13 protein-coding genes and 1 pseudogene are annotated in these 16072 nt (G+C 71.9%); 11 read left to right on the forward strand and 3 right to left on the reverse strand.

Translation table 11 applies throughout. The features are described from left to right. Nucleotides 1–2: 2 nt before the first annotated feature. From FLX07_RS30710 to FLX07_RS30720, 3 genes are all read right to left on the reverse strand, one after another. Nucleotides 3–2195, reverse strand: coding sequence for a hypothetical protein (locus tag FLX07_RS30710; protein WP_142575182.1), 2193 nt, complete (start codon nucleotides 2193–2195; stop codon nucleotides 3–5). A 170-nt stretch (nucleotides 2196–2365) separates the two neighbouring features. Further along, nucleotides 2366–3964, reverse strand: coding sequence for a glycoside hydrolase family 10-like protein (locus FLX07_RS30715; RefSeq protein ID WP_142575183.1), 1599 nt, complete (start codon nucleotides 3962–3964; stop codon nucleotides 2366–2368). A 228-nt stretch (nucleotides 3965–4192) separates the two neighbouring features. Beyond that, nucleotides 4193–6322: an elongation factor G-like protein EF-G2 gene (locus FLX07_RS30720; RefSeq protein WP_142575184.1), complete on the reverse strand. Its 2130-nt coding sequence runs from the start codon at nucleotides 6320–6322 to the stop codon at nucleotides 4193–4195. Nucleotides 6323–6593: 271 nt separating this feature from the next. On the opposite strand from FLX07_RS30720, the gene pgsA reads away from it, so the two are divergent. The 11 genes and pseudogenes from pgsA to ruvC form a co-directional block, all read left to right on the forward strand. Beyond that, nucleotides 6594–7199 (forward strand): phosphatidylinositol phosphate synthase, encoded by a 606-nt coding sequence (gene pgsA / locus FLX07_RS30725; RefSeq protein ID WP_142575238.1) that lies wholly within the window; start codon nucleotides 6594–6596, stop codon nucleotides 7197–7199. Continuing rightward, complete coding sequence (locus FLX07_RS30730; protein WP_142575185.1) at nucleotides 7196–8170, forward strand: phosphatidylinositol mannoside acyltransferase; 975 nt, start codon at nucleotides 7196–7198, stop codon at nucleotides 8168–8170. The genes pgsA and FLX07_RS30730 overlap by 4 nt, the downstream gene beginning before the upstream one ends. Then, a complete protein-coding gene (locus tag FLX07_RS30735; RefSeq protein ID WP_142575186.1) occupies nucleotides 8167–9300 on the forward strand; it encodes a glycosyltransferase family 4 protein in 1134 nt (377 codons plus the stop codon). Before FLX07_RS30730 ends, FLX07_RS30735 begins: the two co-directional genes overlap by 4 nt. Nucleotides 9301–9358: 58 nt before the next feature. Further along, nucleotides 9359–9898 (forward strand): hypothetical protein, encoded by a 540-nt coding sequence (locus FLX07_RS30740; RefSeq protein ID WP_142575187.1) that lies wholly within the window; start codon nucleotides 9359–9361, stop codon nucleotides 9896–9898. Nucleotides 9899–10034: 136 nt separating this feature from the next. Then, the gene (locus FLX07_RS30745) at nucleotides 10035–11036 is read left to right on the forward strand and encodes a DUF3048 domain-containing protein (RefSeq protein WP_142575188.1); all 1002 of its coding nucleotides are present in this window, start codon (nucleotides 10035–10037) and stop codon (nucleotides 11034–11036) included. A 107-nt stretch (nucleotides 11037–11143) separates the two neighbouring features. Beyond that, entirely contained in the window at nucleotides 11144–12058 is a 915-nt protein-coding gene (gene pdxS / locus FLX07_RS30750) for a pyridoxal 5'-phosphate synthase lyase subunit PdxS (protein ID WP_142575189.1), read from the forward strand. 88 nt (nucleotides 12059–12146) lie between these two features. Beyond that, on the forward strand, nucleotides 12147–12572 hold the full coding sequence (locus FLX07_RS30755) for a MarR family winged helix-turn-helix transcriptional regulator (protein ID WP_142575190.1): 426 nt from the start codon (nucleotides 12147–12149) through the stop codon (nucleotides 12570–12572). Between the two features lie 65 nt (nucleotides 12573–12637). Further along, nucleotides 12638–13228 (forward strand): pyridoxal 5'-phosphate synthase glutaminase subunit PdxT, encoded by a 591-nt coding sequence (pdxT, locus tag FLX07_RS30760; protein WP_142575191.1) that lies wholly within the window; start codon nucleotides 12638–12640, stop codon nucleotides 13226–13228. Nucleotides 13229–13231: 3 nt separating this feature from the next. Beyond that, nucleotides 13232–13984 (forward strand): YebC/PmpR family DNA-binding transcriptional regulator, encoded by a 753-nt coding sequence (locus tag FLX07_RS30765; protein ID WP_142575192.1) that lies wholly within the window; start codon nucleotides 13232–13234, stop codon nucleotides 13982–13984. Nucleotides 13985–14149: 165 nt separating this feature from the next. Next, nucleotides 14150–15337: a GNAT family N-acetyltransferase gene (locus FLX07_RS30770; RefSeq protein WP_142575193.1), complete on the forward strand. Its 1188-nt coding sequence runs from the start codon at nucleotides 14150–14152 to the stop codon at nucleotides 15335–15337. 109 nt (nucleotides 15338–15446) lie between these two features. Continuing rightward, a pseudogene (gene ruvC / locus FLX07_RS30775) lies at nucleotides 15447–15941 on the forward strand (crossover junction endodeoxyribonuclease RuvC); the annotation flags it as partial. Nucleotides 15942–16072: the final 131 nt, after the last annotated feature.

Raw genomic sequence — 16072 nt, forward strand, 5'->3', positions numbered from 1 at the left:
CGTCAGGCCGCCGCGGGGCTCGCGGCCGGGCCCGGCGATCCGGCGGGCAGGACCGCCTCGCCGTGCTGCAGGGCGCGGATGCCGGCGCTGAGGACGAGCGGCACGGCCAGAGCCAGGGCCATGGACAGCACCGCGGCCCCCGAGTCGTTGACGAGCATGCCGACCAGGCCGCTCACGAGCGCGCCGAGCAGGCCTGCCCTGAGCATGGGCGCCCGTTCGAACGCGATCGGCAGGACGCCGGCGCTCGCCGCCCCCGGCCGCAGCAGCGCGAAGACGAGGAACGCGAACGCGGTGATCACCACGGGCATCAGGTTGGGGCTGAGCAGCGTGGAGAGCATCGCGCCGAGCTTGCGGGAGATCACCGGCAGGAACGTGCCGTCGGCCACCTGCCCCACGAAGCGGCCCAGGTGCGTCTGGCTGGCCGGGGGACGCAGATAGTCGAGGTAGGCGATGGCCATCACCAGAACGCCGCCCGCGGCGCAGAACGCGCCCAGCTTGACGATCGACACCCGCTTGCCCGCCACGATCAGGGCGGTGACCGCGATGCCCGGGACGAAGGCGATGACGCCCCCGAAGTCGCTGCCCACGCCCGGCCAGCCGTCGAGCAGCATCGCGAAGGCCCCGAGCGCGGCGACCAGAGCCACCGCGACGGTCTTGCGACCCGCCCTGACCAGCCGGTCGGCGGCGGCCGTGGTGACGAGCAGCACGGCCGTGGCGAGCAACGCGAAGGGGATGTTGCCGAGGCCGTAGTAGCGGGCGCCGACCACGCCCGTGTAGCCCATCAGGCTGTTGAGCTGCAGGGGCGTGCCGGTCAGCAGGTCGCCGAGCAGCACGGCAGCGGTCACCGCCGCGATCACGGTCAGCGGCCCGAGCACGCCGCGCCGCCACGGTCCCGCGAGGGCCGCCACGGTCAGCGCCACGGCGATCGCCGCGATCGAGGCGAAGAGCATGACGGCGGGCTGCGCCGTACGGGCCCACGGGGTGAGGTTAACGAGATAGGTCGAGACGGGGATCGCGGCGAGCGCCACGGCGGCGGCCCGTACGGCGGGCAGCCCGTCGCGGCGGCGCAGCAGCAGGAACGCGGTGACGTAGAAGACCACCTGGAGCACGGCGAGCGTGGTGAAGAAGACGCCCGTCGTGTCGCGGATGGTCTGCCCGGCGACGTCGGCGGTGCGCAGGGCCGCCACACGTTCGTCCAGGTTCGCATCCGTCGCGTGGGTCTCGACCGGCACGCCGACGACGGCCGGGGGAGCGGCCACCCCGGTCCTGGCCAGGATCGTGGCGGTGATGTCCGGCAGGATGATCATGTTGTCCCTGTGGGTGGACCGGGCGCCGAGCGTCCGCGCCGGTCCGCCGCTGGATGCACTGCCGGGGTCACTGCCGGGGCCGTGCAGCATCGCGGTTCTGAGGTGGGGGACGGAACCGTGGTCGGAGAGCCCGGCGACCAGCACCGTCGCCGATCCGAGCCGCGGCAGGAACGCGCCCAGCTTCGCGTCGGCCGCCCGCGCGGCGGCCCGCCGCGCGTCGGCGGGCAGGCGCTCGGGCACGTCGGTCAGCCGGTCGCCGGAGACGTAGGGCGCCACGAGGTCGGGGATCTCCACGGCGACCACGTCGCCGCGCGTCCACTGCGCGACCTCGGCGGGGGAGGGGGCGTAGACGTCCACCCGGCCCTCGCGGTCGGCCAGCGCGAGCGCCGCTCCCGGGCCGACGGCCATCGTCGTCCGCCCGGCCGCGTGCAGAGCCTGCCCGAGCGTGCCCGCCTCGCGCTGCTCCCGCACCTCCCACAGCCAGGAGAACTCGGGGATCACCGCCCCCTCGCCGTCGGCCTTCGGCGTGGGGGCCATGCCGCACGCTCCCCCCACCGCCGACCGCACCCCGGCCGAGACCGTGAGCCAGGCGTCGTACGGGCAGGTGTCCTTGCGCACGGCCCGCACCGACAGGGAGCCGACGGCGGAGTCACCGGCGAGCCGCCAGAGGTTCGGGGTGTCGGCCGGGGTGACGTCGCTCCACATCAGGCCGGGGATTCCGACGAGCACGACCCGTTCACCGGCCGCCGTCGCCGGTCCGGCGGTGAGCCCGGCGGACGCGGTCGTGAGCCCGGCGGACGCGGCGGTGAGCCCGGCGGACGCGGACGCCGCGGGAGCGGAGGCCACGGCCGACACGCCGAACACCACGGCGACGACCGCCCGCTTCATCCACGTGCCTCTCACCGGCGACCCCCAGTCCCCGTATACGCAGTCCCCGTACGTGCAGTCCCGGTGCGTGATCTTGAAAAAACTCGCGACCACGCTATCGGACCCGCTGACGGCCGCGCAGCAATCCACGGCGACCCGTTCCGGCGGATGCAGGGCCGCGGCCCGGGTGGTCAGGCCCGGGTCGCGGGGCTCTCGTTGCCGAGGCGGTCGACGGCGGTGACGTAATACGCGCCGGGGCCGCGGGTGGCGTACGACGGAGCCTGGGACGCCGCCACGACGGCCACCAGGTTGCGCGCGTCCGCCGTGGCGCAGGAGGCGTTCTTACCTGTCACCCGGTAGATCCCGTATGACTGGGCGCCCGGCTGGGCCTGCCACGTCAGCGTCCCACCGGCGGCCTTCACCCCGCGCGGGGCCGCGGGCGCGGACCCCTGCCTGAGCACCGGCGGCAGCGCCGGGCGGGCGTAGTGGCTCTTCACGATCCGGTCGAGCACGCCCAGCGGGTTCTTCACCAGTTGCGCGGCGCTGAAGTAGACGTCGCCCGAGATCTCCGGATACCTGCGGTTCAGTGTGAGGTGGGCGGGCAGCTCGCCCGCCTTGGTCCAGGCCGGGGTGTCGGCGGTGCCCACCCGGTAGAGCGCCTGCCCGATGTAGAGGCCGACGCCGGTGCCCTTCACCGCGTCGGCCCACCACTTGGCGAGCACGGAGTAGTCGGCGGCGGCGAATCCCCGGGGCCAGTAGAGCTGGGGCATCACGTAGTCGACCGAGCCCGCCTTGATCCACGCCTTGGCGTCCGCGTAGATCGAGTCGTAGGCGGACATGCCCTTGGTGGCCGAGCCCGCCGGGTCCTCGTTCTTGTTGCGCCAGATGCCGAACGGGCTGATCCCGAAGACGGTGTACGGCTTGGCCGTGTGGACCGCCCGCGAGACCTGGGCGACGAGCTGGTTCACGTTGCGCCGCCGCCAGTCGGCCAGCGTCAGGCCCTTGCCGTACTTCTTGTACGCGGCCTGGTCGGCGAAGCGCGTGCCCTGGCCGGGGTAGGGGTAGAAATAGTCGTCGAAGTGGACGCCGTCGACGTCGTAGCGCTTGACGACGTCCGTCACGACCTTGGTCACCCAGTCGCGCACCTGCGGCAGGCCGGGGTTGTAGTACAGCTTGCCCTCGTGCTTGACGGTCCAGTCGGGATGCAGCAGCGCCGGGTGCCCGGCGGGCAGCTTCGAGGAGGCCGAGTCGGCCGCCCGGTACGGGTTGAACCACGCGTGGAACTGCAGGCCGCGCTTGTGGGCCTCATCCACGAGGAACGGCAGCGGATCCCAGCCCGGGTCCCTGCCGGCCGTGCCGGTGAGCCACTGGGACCACGGCTCCAGCGACGAGCGGTAGATCGCGTCCGAGGCGGGCCGCACCTGGAAGAACACCGCGTTCAGATGCCTTTTGACCGCGTTGTCGAGGAGTTTCACATATTCGGCCTTCTGCCTATCGGGTGACAGCCCCGATTTCGACGGCCAGTCGAGATTGTGCACGGTGGCGATCCAGACGCCGCGAAGCTGGCGCTTGGGGTACTGCGCGCTGGTGGCGCAGGTGGCCGCCGCCGTGAGAGTCTCCGCGTCGACGTGCTGCCGCGTCGCCTTCGGCACCGCCGTACGGCCGTCCTTCTCGGCGCTGACCTTCTCGGCCTGGGCGCCGGGACCGAACGTGTATGCGGCTCCGACGGCGAGGGCGGCGATGACGGTGGTCGCGATCAGCGGGCGGACGACCTGTCTCCGCTCGGTCACGTGGCTACCCCTCCGATTTGCCAGTAAGTCCGGCCACAAGTCTTACATCGGCAAAAGAGCGGTTTAGCCAGAAAAACGAAATACATTTGTGATACAGACGTGACGCGGGGCACCTTCTGGGGCTCCCCTTACCCGGGAGGCGCGAAACCCGGCGTCGGCGACGGCATGGGTGAGCTGCGAAAACCCCGGCGGCCGGGAGGCGGGCCGCCGGGGCTGCGAATCGCTCCGCTACTCGCCCGTCGCGGCCACCTTGTCGGCAAGGTGGGCGGGCAGGGGCTCGTACCGAAGGAAGGAGCGGCTGAACGTGCCCGCCCCGTGGGACAGCGACCGCAGGTCGATCGAGTACCGCGTGATCTCCAGTTGCGGCACCTCGGCGCGCACGAGCGTGCGGCCGGTGCCGACCGGCTCGGTGCCGAGCACCCTGCCGCGGCGGGAGGACAGGTCGGACATCACGGCTCCGACGTACTCGTCCGACACGAGCACCGACACCTCGTCCACCGGTTCGAGCAGGTGCGTCGCCACCTTGGACGCGGCCTCCTTGAGCGCGAGCTGACCGGCGATCTGGAAGGCCATGTCGGAGGAGTCGACCGAGTGGGCCTTGCCGTCGTAGAGCGTGACGCGCACGTCGACCATCGGATAGCCGGCGACGACCCCGCGTTCCATCTGGGCCCGCACGCCCTTCTCCACGGACGGGATGAACTGCCTCGGCACCACGCCGCCCACGATCTTGTCCACGAACTCGAACCCGCCGCCCGACGGCAGCGGCTCGACCTCGATGTGGCAGATCGCGTACTGACCGTGGCCGCCGGTCTGCTTGACGTTGCGCCCCAGGCCCTGCGCCTTGCCGGCGAACGTCTCCCGCAGCGGCACGCGCAGGCCGATCTTCTCGACCTCCACCCCGTGCCGCTTGGCCAGGCGGTCGAGCAGGACGTCGGAGTGCGCCTCACCCATGCACCACAACACGAGCTGGCGGGTCTCGGCGTTGTTCTCCAGCCGCAGGGTCGGGTCCTCGGCCACCAGGCGGCTCAGGGCCTGGCTGAGCTTGTCCTCGTCGGCCTTCGACCTGGCCCTGACGGCGACCGGCAGCAGCGGTTCCGGCATGGTCCACGCCTCGACCAGCAGCGGGTCGTCCTTGTCCGAGAGCGTGTCGCCCGTCTCGGTCCGCGACAGCTTGGCGACCGCGCAGATGTCCCCGGCGACGCACTTGCCCAGGGTCCGCTGCGCTTTGCCGAGCGGCGACGAGAGCGCGCCCACCCGCTCGTCGACGTCGTGGTCCTCGTGCCCCCGCTCGGCCAGGCCGTGACCGGAGACGTGCACCGTCATGTCCGGGCGCAGTGTGCCCGAGAAGACCCGGACCAGGCTGATCCGTCCCACGTACGGATCGCTCGTGGTCTTCACGACCTCGGCCACGAGAGGGCCGTCGGGATCGGCGGTGATCTGCCTGCACGGCTTGCCGTCGATCGAGGTGATCTTCGGCAGCGGGTGCTCCAGAGGCGACGGGAAGCCCTGTGTGACGATCTCCAGCAGCTCCAGCATGCCGACGCCCGGCGCGGTGGCGAGGACCGGGTAGAAGCCGGCCCGGGCGACCGCCTTCTCCAGGTCGTCGATGAGCACCTTGGTGTCGATCGTCTCGCCGGAGAGGTAGCGGTCCATCAGGGACTCGTCCTCGCTCTCCTGGATGATCCCCTCGATGAGGTCGCCGCGGTACTGCTCGATGAGCGCGAGCTGGTCGGCGTCCGGCTCCCGCTCGGTCCGGCGCCCGCCGCTGTAGTCGAACAGCCGATGCGACAGCAGGCCGAGCAGCCCGGTGCCGTCCACCGGCAGGTAGAGCGGCGCCACGCCGTCGCCGAACGCGTCCTGGCAGGTGGCGAGCACCTCGTCGAAGTTGGCGCGCTGGTGGTCGATCTTGGTGATGACCACGGCGCGGGGCATCCCGACGAGTGCGCACTCCTCCCAGAGCATGCGGGTGAGCCCGTCCACGCCCTCGGCCGCGGAGACGACGAACAGCGCCGCGTCGGCCGCGCGCAGCCCGGCCCGCAGGTCGCCGACGAAGTCCGCGTACCCGGGGGTGTCCAGAAAATTGATCTTGATGCCGTTGTGGACGACGGGGGCGACCGACAGGTTGACGGAACGCTGCTGGCGCACCTCCACCTCGTCGAAGTCGCTGACCGTCGTGCCGTCCTCGACCCGGCCGGGACGCTGGATGGTGCCCGTCTCCGCGAGCAGCGCCTCGACCAGCGTGGTCTTCCCGGCCCCGGAATGGCCGACCAGCACGACATTGCGCACCATGTCCGGCCGATCGGCCGCGGGTGCCCTGCCCGCGGCCCCTGCTGTCGCGCCGGTTGATCTTTCGGCCACATCGCCTCCCGAATCTCTGAGCGGTCGGGATGGGCACGTGGCACGCACCCCGCGCCGGCCGCTCGTGCCGTCGCTGTCCGCGCCCGGGGGCCTCGCCCTTCCAGGACCGTGCGGCGGCGGCTGACACGGCGGTTCACCTCCGTGACATCTCCGCGCGGTCCTGCGGGCGCGTGTTCTTCACCCTTTACCCATGTGGCGCATATCACAAGACTTTTCGGCGGAATGTGCTTGCGAGGTGCGGCGGCGCCGGATGGCCTACGATCGGACGGCGATGTTGAACATCCTGCGCCCCGCCGTCACCCGGGTCATGACCCCGCTGGGGCGAGCCCTCGCCCGCTGGGGGATCTCGCCCGACGTGATCACCACGATCGGCACACTCGGAGTGGTGGCCTCGGCCCTCGTCTTCTACCCGCTCGGGCATCTGTTCGCGGGAACGCTCGTCATCACGTTCTTCGTGCTCGCCGACCTCCTGGACGGCGTGCTGGCCCGGATGACGGGCAAGGGGAGCACGTGGGGCGCCTTCCTGGACTCCACCCTCGACCGTCTCGGTGACTCCTCGATCTTCTCGGGGCTGATCCTCTACTTCGTCCTCAAGGACGAGCCTGAGATCGTCCTCGCGATCGTCGCGCTCTTCTGCCTCGTCGCGGGAGCATTGGTCTCCTACGCCAAGGCCAGGGCCGAGGGCCTCGGCATGACCGCGAACGTCGGCATCGCCGAACGGGGGGAGCGTCTCGTGGTCGTGCTCGTCGCGGCCGGACTGTCCGGCCTCGGCGTGCCGTACATCCTGGCGGCCGGGCTCTGGCTGCTCGCCGCGGCCAGCTCCGTCACGGTGGTCCAGCGGATGGTGCACGTCTACAGACAGGCGGTGGTCAAATGAAGGGCACGGCCGGCCCACCCCCCGGGCGGCCCCCGCGATCCGGCAGGGTGCCGCTCGCCGACCGGTTGGTCGCGGCGGCGTACACCGCCGGCTGGGCCGTGGTCCGATACGTGCCGGAACGGGCGGCCGCCTGGTTCTTCCGGGTCCTCGCCGACTGGCTGTGGCTCAGGCGGGGCAAGTCCGTGCGCCGCCTGGAGGCCAACCTGGCCCGCGTCGTCGGCGGTGACCCCGGCGACCACGCCGTACGCGAGCTGAGCCGGGCCGGCATGCGCTCCTACTTCCGGTACTGGATGGAGTCGTTCCGCTTCACCGCCTACACGCGCGAGCGCATCCTCGACGGCACCCGGGCCACCGGGGGCGAGCACATCTTCGACAACCTGGCCCGGGGCAGGGGAGTGGTGGTCGCGCTGCCCCACATGGGCAACTACGACCTCGCCGGCGCCTGGCTGGTCCACATGGGTCACCGCTTCACCACCGTCACCGAGCGGCTGAAGCCGGAGTCGCTGTTCGAGCGCTTCGCCGTCTACCGCGAGCGACTCGGCATGGAGGTGCTGCCGCTGACCGGCAGGGACGGCGGCAGCGCCATGGCGTTCGGCACGCTCGCCAGGCGGCTGCGCGCGGGCAGGCCGGTCTGCCTGCCCGCCGAGCGCGACCTGACCGCCTCCGGGGTCGAGGTCGAGTTCTTCGACGCCAGGACGCGCATGGTCGCCGGCCCCGCCGTGCTGGCGATCCAGACGGGCGCCGCACTGCTGCCCGCCGTGCTGTGGTTCGACGGCGACGGCTGGGGCATCCGCATCCACGAGGAGATCCCCGTCCCCACCGAGGGGACGCGGAAGCAGAAGACCCAGGTGATGACCCAGGCCCTGGCGGCGGTGTTCGAGAAGGGCATCGCCGAGCATCCGGAGGACTGGCACATGCTCCAGCGCCTGTGGCTCGACGACCTGGAGCCCCGCGCCGGGACCGAGTCGTGAAGATCGGCATCGTCTGCCCCTACACCTGGGAGGTCCCCGGGGGTGTGCAGGCGCACATCAGGGACCTCGCCGAGGCGCTCATCGACGACGGGCACAAGGTGTCCGTCATCACCCCCGCGGCCGACGACGCCGAGCTGCCCGCGTACGTGACCTCGGCGGGCCGCGCCGTGCCCGTGCCGTACAACGGGTCGGTCGCCCGCCTGGCTTTCGGGTTCCTGTCGGCCAACCGGGTGCGCAGATGGATCAGGGAGGGCGGGTTCGACGTGCTGCACGTGCACGAGCCCGGCGTGCCGTCCCTCGGCGTGCTCGCCTGCTGGGTCGCCCGCGGGCCCATCGTGGCGACCTTCCACGCCTCCTACGAGCGGTCGCGGGCGATGTCGGTGGCCGCGCCGATGCTGCAGAGCGCGCTGGAGAAGATCACGGGCAGGATCGCGGTCTCCGACGCCGCCCGCAAGACGCTGGTGGAGCATCTCGGCGGCGACGCGGTGCTGATCCCGAACGGCGTCACGGTGCGCAGGTACGCCGAGGGCGAGCCGCTGCCGGGCTGGGGCCCGGACGGCAACGTGATCGGCTTCCTCGGGCGGATGGACGAGCCGCGCAAGGGCCTGGCCGTGCTGCTGGAGGCGTTCGCCCTGCTGGCCCCCGAGCGGCCCGCGCTGCGCCTGCTGATCGCCGGCCCCGGCGACCCCGACGACGTGCTCGGGCGGGTGCCCAAGCCGTACCGGGACAGGGTCGGGCTGCTCGGCTTGGTCAGCGAGGCCGACAAGGTGCGCGCCTACCACTCCGTGGACGTCTTCTGCGCGCCCAACCTGGGCGGGGAGAGCTTCGGCATCGTGCTCACCGAGGCCATGTCGGCCGGGGCGCCGATCCTCGCCAGCGACATCCCCGCCTTCCGTCGCGTGCTGGGCGAGGGGCAGGCGGGGGCGCTGTTCGCCACCGGGGACCCCGCCGCCCTGGCCGGGGAGGCCGCCCGGCTGCTCGACGACGCCGAGCGGCGCGCCAAGCTCTCCGACGAGGCCCGCCACGCGGTGTGGAAGTACGACTGGTCGACGGTCGCGCGGGAGGTCGTGCGCGTCTACGAGACGGTCACCCACGCCGGCGGGGGCGTGGTGGAGGAGGCGCTGCCGTGACCGTCGACACTGGCGCGGCCGGGCCCTGCGGCCCGGCGCCGCACGGGGAGGTGCCTGCGTGACCACGACCCTGATCCTCGTGGCCGCCGTGGTCGTCGTGCTGTTCGCCGTCTACGTCTCCTGGCGGGCCGGGCGGCTCGACCGTCTCCACATCCGCCTGGAGACCGCGCAGGCCGCGCTCGACGCCGCGCTGCTGCGCCGCGCCGCGGTCTGCCTTGAGCTCGCCGGCTCGCGCATCCTCGACCCCGCCACCTCGCTGGTGCTCGCCGCGGCCGCCCACGAGGCCCGTACGGCGGGGCCGGACGAGCGCGAGCACGCAGAGAGCGACCTGTCGAGGACGCTGCGGGCGGTGGTCGGCCAGGAGCGGTTCCGGGAGAAGCTGGCCGAGCATCCCGCGGGGGCGGCGCTGCTGGAGGAGCTGGACACGGCCGTCGCCAAGGTCGGCTACTCGCGCCGGTTCTACAACAACGCCGCCGGCGTCACCCGTACGGCGCAGCGGCGCTGGCTGGCCCGGTCGCTGCGCCTGGCCGGGCACACCGATCCGCCCCGCTTCTTCGACATCGACGACGAACCACCCGAATCCCTCGCTACTGGATAGTCACCTTTTGTCGGGCATTACGGTCTGATCCCGGTAAGCTCATCGCGTTTCATCGCCATGCTGATCAACGGGTCCGCGTGGGCCAGGTTCGTCGTGCCTGGCGGCGGGGGGCTCTCCACCGGGAGGAGCGGGTACGGTGCGGGCAGGGATCGGCTTCACGCTGGCCATGGCGGTCATCCTGACCGGAACCGCGTGCTCGGGCGGTGACAAGCCTGCCGCCCAGTCTCAGGACGCGAGCCCGCTGGCGTCCCCCTCGCCGACGCCGCCTCCCGAGCATCCGTTCACGGGCCGCCCCGTCGCCGCCCGCAGACCGGTCCTCGCCGTGAAGATCGAGAATACCCACGCGGGCAAGCCGCAGATGGGTCTGCGCAGCGCCGACGTCGTCTTCGTCGAGCAGGTCGAAGGCGGACTCACCCGGCTCATGGCGATCTTCTCCTCGAAGCTGCCCGCCCAGGTGGGGCCGGTCCGCAGCGCCCGCATCTCCGACCTGCACATCCTCCCCATGTTCGGCAAGCCCGCCCTGGCCTACTCCGGCGTGCAGACGAAGATGATCCCCTACGTCCAGAAGGCCTCGCTGTTCGACGTGTCCGACAGCCGGGTCCCCGGCGCCTACACCCGCGCCGCCGGGCGGGTCGCGCCGTACAACCTGGTCGGCAGCCCAAGGAAGCTGCTGGCCAAGGCGCCGCAGGCGAGCAAGGCGGACGACATCGGCTTCGTCTTCTCCGACGAACCGCCGGCCGGGGGCACGCCGCAGAAGAGCGTCAGCGTCCGCTATCCCGCGGCCCGCTTCACGTTCGCCTGGTCGGCCGCCCAGAAGCGCTGGCTGGTGACGCAGGACGGTGAGAAGGACATGGCGGCGGAGGGCGGCCAGCAGGGTGCCCCGACGATCGTCATCCAGTGGGTGAAGACCGATCGCTCGGAGTTCCACGACTTCACCGGCAGCTACACGCCGCTCGTGCACACGGTGGGCAAGGGCACCGGCGTCGTGCTCAGGGACGGCCAGGCCTACCGGGTGAAGTGGTCGCGCCCCTCGGAGAAGAAGGGCACCACCTACACCATGGCCGACGGCACGCCCATGCCGTTCGCGCGCGGCCAGGTCTGGGTCGTGCTCGCCTCGCGCAAGCCCGTCGCGCCGTGACGGACAAACAGCGTGATCGACTCTGACATAAGGGCGCGTCGGGTGCGGGATCGGCCAGCGCCTACCATGGAGGGGAATCCGTAGGCCCGCCGTCGTGAGGTAGCACCGTGTCCAGCAGCACCCCCGAAGTCAACGAGACCACCGCCGTCGGCACCGCCCGCGTGAAGCGCGGCATGGCCGAGATGCTCAAGGGCGGTGTCATCATGGACGTCGTCACCCCGGAGCAGGCGAAGATCGCCGAGGACGCCGGAGCCGTCGCGGTCATGGCGCTGGAGCGTGTCCCCGCCGACATCCGCGCCCAGGGCGGCGTGTCCCGAATGAGCGATCCCGACATGATCGACGGCATCATCGAGGCCGTCTCGATCCCGGTGATGGCCAAGGCCAGGATCGGCCACTTCGTCGAGGCCCGGGTGCTCCAGGCGCTGGGGGTCGACTACATCGACGAGTCCGAGGTCCTCACCCCGGCCGACTACGCCAACCACATCGACAAGTGGCAGTTCACCGTCCCCTTCGTGTGCGGGGCCACCAACCTCGGCGAGGCGCTGCGCCGCATCACCGAGGGCGCCGCGATGATCCGCTCCAAGGGTGAGGCCGGCACCGGCGACGTCTCCAACGCCACCACCCACATGCGCAAGATCCGGGGCGAGCTCAAGCGCCTCACCTCGCTGCCCGAGGACGAGCTGTTCGTCGCCGCCAAGGAACTGCAGGCGCCGTACGAGCTGGTGGCCGAGGTCGCCAAGACCGGCAAGCTGCCGGTGGTGCTGTTCACCGCGGGCGGCATCGCCACCCCGGCCGACGCCGCGATGATGATGCAGCTCGGCGCCGAGGGCGTGTTCGTCGGCTCGGGCATCTTCAAGTCCGGCGACCCCGCCAAGCGCGCCGCCGCCATCGTCAAGGCCACCACGTTCCACGACGACCCCGACGTGATCGCCAAGGTCTCGCGCGGCCTGGGCGAGGCGATGGTCGGCATCAACGTCGACGACATCCCGGCGCCGCACCGCCTCGCCGAGCGCGGCTGGTAGACGTCCCCGGAGGCCACGGGGCGGACGCCCGGCTGGACATCCCAGCCGGGCGTCTCGCTGTCCGCGGCCACCGTTATGGTGACCTGCTATGACGACCGACGACACCGGACGGCTCGCCGAGAACCTGTCACGCGAGCTGCGCCACATCGTGATGCTGCTGCGCCGCACGACGGCGGGGCAGCCGGTCACCGTCCAGCAGTACTCCGTGCTCGGCTCCCTGGAGAACGGCGCGTGCCGGATGACCGAGCTGGCCGAGGAGCACGGCGTGCAGCTGCCGACGATGAGCGTGCAGGTCAACCGCCTGGAGGAGGCCGGTCTCGTCGCGCGGGGCACCGACGCCTCCGACGCGCGGGTGCGCACGGTCGAGCTGACGGGTGAGGGCCGCGACCGCCTCCGGGCCGTACGGCGGGCCAGGATCGCCTACCTGTCCGGCCGGCTGGGCGCGCTGACCCCCGAGGAGCGCGCGGACATCGCCCGCGCCCTGCCCGCCCTGGCCAAGCTGGGCCGCTCCTGATCCGTCGTTTGGGGCGCGCAGGACCGTGGCCATACCCTGAACGGGGTCACACAGGAAGGGAAACCGTGACGTCCGCACCCAAGATCGGCGTGCTCGCCCTGCAGGGCGACGTGCGCGAGCACATTCGGGCTCTGGAGGAGTCGGGCGCGTCCGCCACGCCGGTGCGCAGGCAGGAGGAGCTCGCCGCGGTCGACGCGCTGGTCGTCCCGGGCGGGGAGTCGACCACGATGTGGAAGCTCGCCTCCACCTTCGAGCTGCTCGAACCGCTGCGGCTGCGGATCAAGGAGGGCATGCCCGCCTACGGCTCGTGCGCCGGGATGATCATGCTGGCCGACCGGATCGAGGGCGGCATCGAGGGCCAGGAGACGCTGGGCGGCATCGACATGGCGGTCCGGCGCAACGCGTTCGGCCGCCAGGTCGACTCGTTCGAGGCCGATCTCGACTTCGCCGGGCGCGGGACGATCAGGGCCGTCTTCATCCGAGCGCCCTGGGTCGAGTCGGTGGGGCCCGACGTGGAGGTGCTGGGCCGCACCGAAGCTGGGGATAGGATCGTCGCGGTCCGACAGGGACCGTTGCTCGCGACGTCCTTCCACCCGGAGTTGACCGGCGACGCGCGAGTGCACTCGTATTTTGTCGAGATGGTGAGGGAGCTCTAGGCGATGTCCGGCCACTCCAAATGGGCGACGACGAAGCACAAGAAGGCGGCGCTGGACTCCAAGCGCGGCAAGCTTTTCGCCAAGCTCATCAAGAACATCGAGGTCGCGGCCAGGACCGGCGGGCCCGACCCGGACGGCAACCCCACGCTGTTCGACGCCATCACCAAGGCCAGGAAGAACTCGGTCCCGATCGACAACATCGAGCGGGCCCGCAAGCGCGGCGGCGGCCTCGAGGCCGGCGGCGCCGACTGGCAGACGATCATGTACGAGGGCTACGCCCCCGGCGGCGTCGCGGTCCTCATCGAGTGTCTCACCGACAACCGCAACCGTGCGGCGTCCGAGGTGCGCGTGGCGCTGACCCGCAACGGCGGCTCGCTCGCCGACCCCGGCTCGGTGTCGTACATGTTCAACCGCAAGGGCGTCGTGATCGTCCCCAAGGGGTCGCTGACCGAGGACGACGTGCTCATGGCCGTCCTCGACGCGGGGGCCGAGGAGGTCAACGACCTCGGCGAGAGCTTCGAGGTGGTCTGTGAGGCCTCCGACCTCATCCCGGTGCGTAAGGCGCTGCAGGACGCCGACGTCGACTACGAGTCGGCCGAGATGAGCTTCGTCCCGACGCTCAACGTCCCGCTGGACGAGGACGGCGCCCGCAAGATCTTCAAGCTCATCGACGCGCTTGAGGACAGCGACGACGTCCAGAACGTCTGGGCGAACTTCGACGTGAGCGACGAGGTCATGGAGAAGGTCGAGGCCTGACGCCGGAGGCGGTCACGGGCCCTTGGCCCCAAGTCGGCACGGGCCCCTGGCCCCGCGTGGGCGCAGGCCCTTGGTCCGAGACGGGCACGGGCCCCTGGCCCCAGTGGGCGAGGGGGCGGAAAACCGGTGGCAGAGGCCGCCGGGCCCCGCATAGCTTGGCCGGTTGTGGAGATCCGTCATATCGCGAGCGACGACCTGGACGCCGTCCTCGACAACCGCAGGCGCGCCTTCGGCCCGCTGTCCGGCGGCGGCGCCGAGACCTGGCGCAAGCTCGTCTCCCCGATGCTGCCCGAGGGCCGTTACCTGGGCGCCTTCGACGGTCCCCGCCTCGTCGGCGCGGCCAGGATCAACCCGTACGTCCAGTGGTGGCACGGCCGTCCCCTGTCCATGGGCGGCGTTGCGGGCGTGACGGTGTCGCCGGAGGACCGGGGCAGGGGGGTGGGCCGGGCGCTCACGCGTGCGGCCGTCGAGCGCTGCGCGGAGCTCGGCCACGCGGTCTCCGCGCTCTATCCGGCCACCACGCCGGTGTACCGCAGCGCGGGCTACGAGCACGCGGGCGTGCTCCAGCGGATCACCGTGCCCGCCGAGGCGCTGCGCACGCTGGGTGGCCCCGGCGGCGCCTCCGGGGCGGCGGCCGCGGCAGCGGTCAAGCTGCGCCGTATGGGCCCCGCCGACGCGGCCGAGCTCGTGGCCCTGATCGGCAGGGTGTACGCCGCCACCCGCGCGAGCGGGCCGCTGTGCCTCGACGAGCGGACCTGGCGGCTGTGGCTGGAGGACGACGACGACTTCTGCTACCTGGCCGAGGACGGGTTCGTCGTCTATCGGTGGAGCGATGGGGACATCGAGGTCGACAACCTGCTGGCGGGCTCGGAGGCGACGGCCAGGGCCCTGTGGTCGATCGTCGGCAGCGCTTCGACCGTCGCGAAGTCGGTGACCGCCTGCGCCGACCCCGCCGATCCGGTGCTTTGGATGCTGCGGGAGCGGTCGAAGGACGAGGTCACCCAGACCCGGTGGATGTTCCGGCTGATCGACCTGCCCGCCGCGGTCGGGGGGCGCGGCTTCCCCGCCGGGGTCCGCGTCGAGACCCCCGTCGAGGTGACCGACTCCCTGCGCCCGGGTAACGCGGGCGCCTGGGTGCTGCGGGTGGACGGCGGCGCCGGCTCAGTGACGCGGCGCGACGCGCCCGCCGGGGACGCGACGAGGCTCACGATCGGCGGGATGTCCGCGCTGTTCGCCGGCGTGCCCACGGCCACGCTCCGCCGTTCCGGCCTGCTGAGCGGCGGCTCTCCCGACGCCGACGACGCGTTGGACGCCGCGTTCGGCTGCGCCGCGTACATGATTGATTACTTCTGACGCGCCCGCGCGGCCGCTGATCGCGATAGAGTGACCGGCCGAACAGATGTTCGGTCGGCGGCGGCCCCGCCGCCGGGATCAGGGAGGCGTGCCGGTGCGGTTGCCCCAACTGCGGGTGATGGGCGTGGACCCGGGGCTGACGCGGTGTGGTCTCGGCGCGGTGGAGGGCCGTCCGGGCGCGCCGCTGAGCCTGGTGTCGGTCGGAGTGGTCCGCACCCCGGCTGAGGACGACATCGGATCCCGGCTGGTCGTCATCGAGGCGGAGATCGAGCGCTGGCTCGACGAGATCAGGCCCGACGCGGTCGCCGTCGAGCGGGTCTTCGCCCAGCACAACGTCCGTACGGTCATGGGGACGGCCCAGGCGTCGGCGGTCGCGATCGTCTGCGCGGCCCGGCGGGGGCTGCCGGTCGCGCTGCACACGCCCAGCGAGGTCAAGGCCGCCATCACGGGCAACGGCAACGCCGACAAGAAGCAGGTCGGCACGATGGTCACCCGGCTGCTGCGGCTCGACGCCATGCCCAAGCCCGCGGACGCGGCCGACGCGCTCGCCCTGGCCATCTGCCACGTCTGGCGCGGCGGCGCGCAGAATCGCCTGGCCGACGCCCTGGCCCGGGCCCGTTCGGCGGGTGCGGGCACTGCCGGCTCTGTCGGCACTGTCGGATCTGGGGGCTCTGGGGGCTCAGCAGGCAGTGGGGGCTCTGGGAGCTCTGGTAGGACTGGGAGGCCCGGCGAAGT

Source organism: Microbispora bryophytorum (genome assembly GCF_006874465.1).
GTDB lineage: Bacteria > Actinomycetota > Actinomycetes > Streptosporangiales > Streptosporangiaceae > Microbispora > Microbispora bryophytorum.

What these genes read in the sequence shown, in the direction of transcription:
- FLX07_RS30710 (WP_142575182.1), bottom strand. Translation starts at nt 2,195, where the DNA reads ATGAAGCGGGCGGTCGTCGCCGTGGTGTTCGGCGTGTCGGCCGTGGCC.
- pgsA (WP_142575238.1), top strand. Translation starts at nt 6,594, where the DNA reads ATGTTGAACATCCTGCGCCCCGCCGTCACCCGGGTCATGACCCCGCTG.
- FLX07_RS30730 (WP_142575185.1), top strand. Translation starts at nt 7,196, where the DNA reads ATGAAGGGCACGGCCGGCCCACCCCCCGGGCGGCCCCCGCGATCCGGC.
- FLX07_RS30755 (WP_142575190.1), top strand. Translation starts at nt 12,147, where the DNA reads ATGACGACCGACGACACCGGACGGCTCGCCGAGAACCTGTCACGCGAG.
- FLX07_RS30765 (WP_142575192.1), top strand. Translation starts at nt 13,232, where the DNA reads ATGTCCGGCCACTCCAAATGGGCGACGACGAAGCACAAGAAGGCGGCG.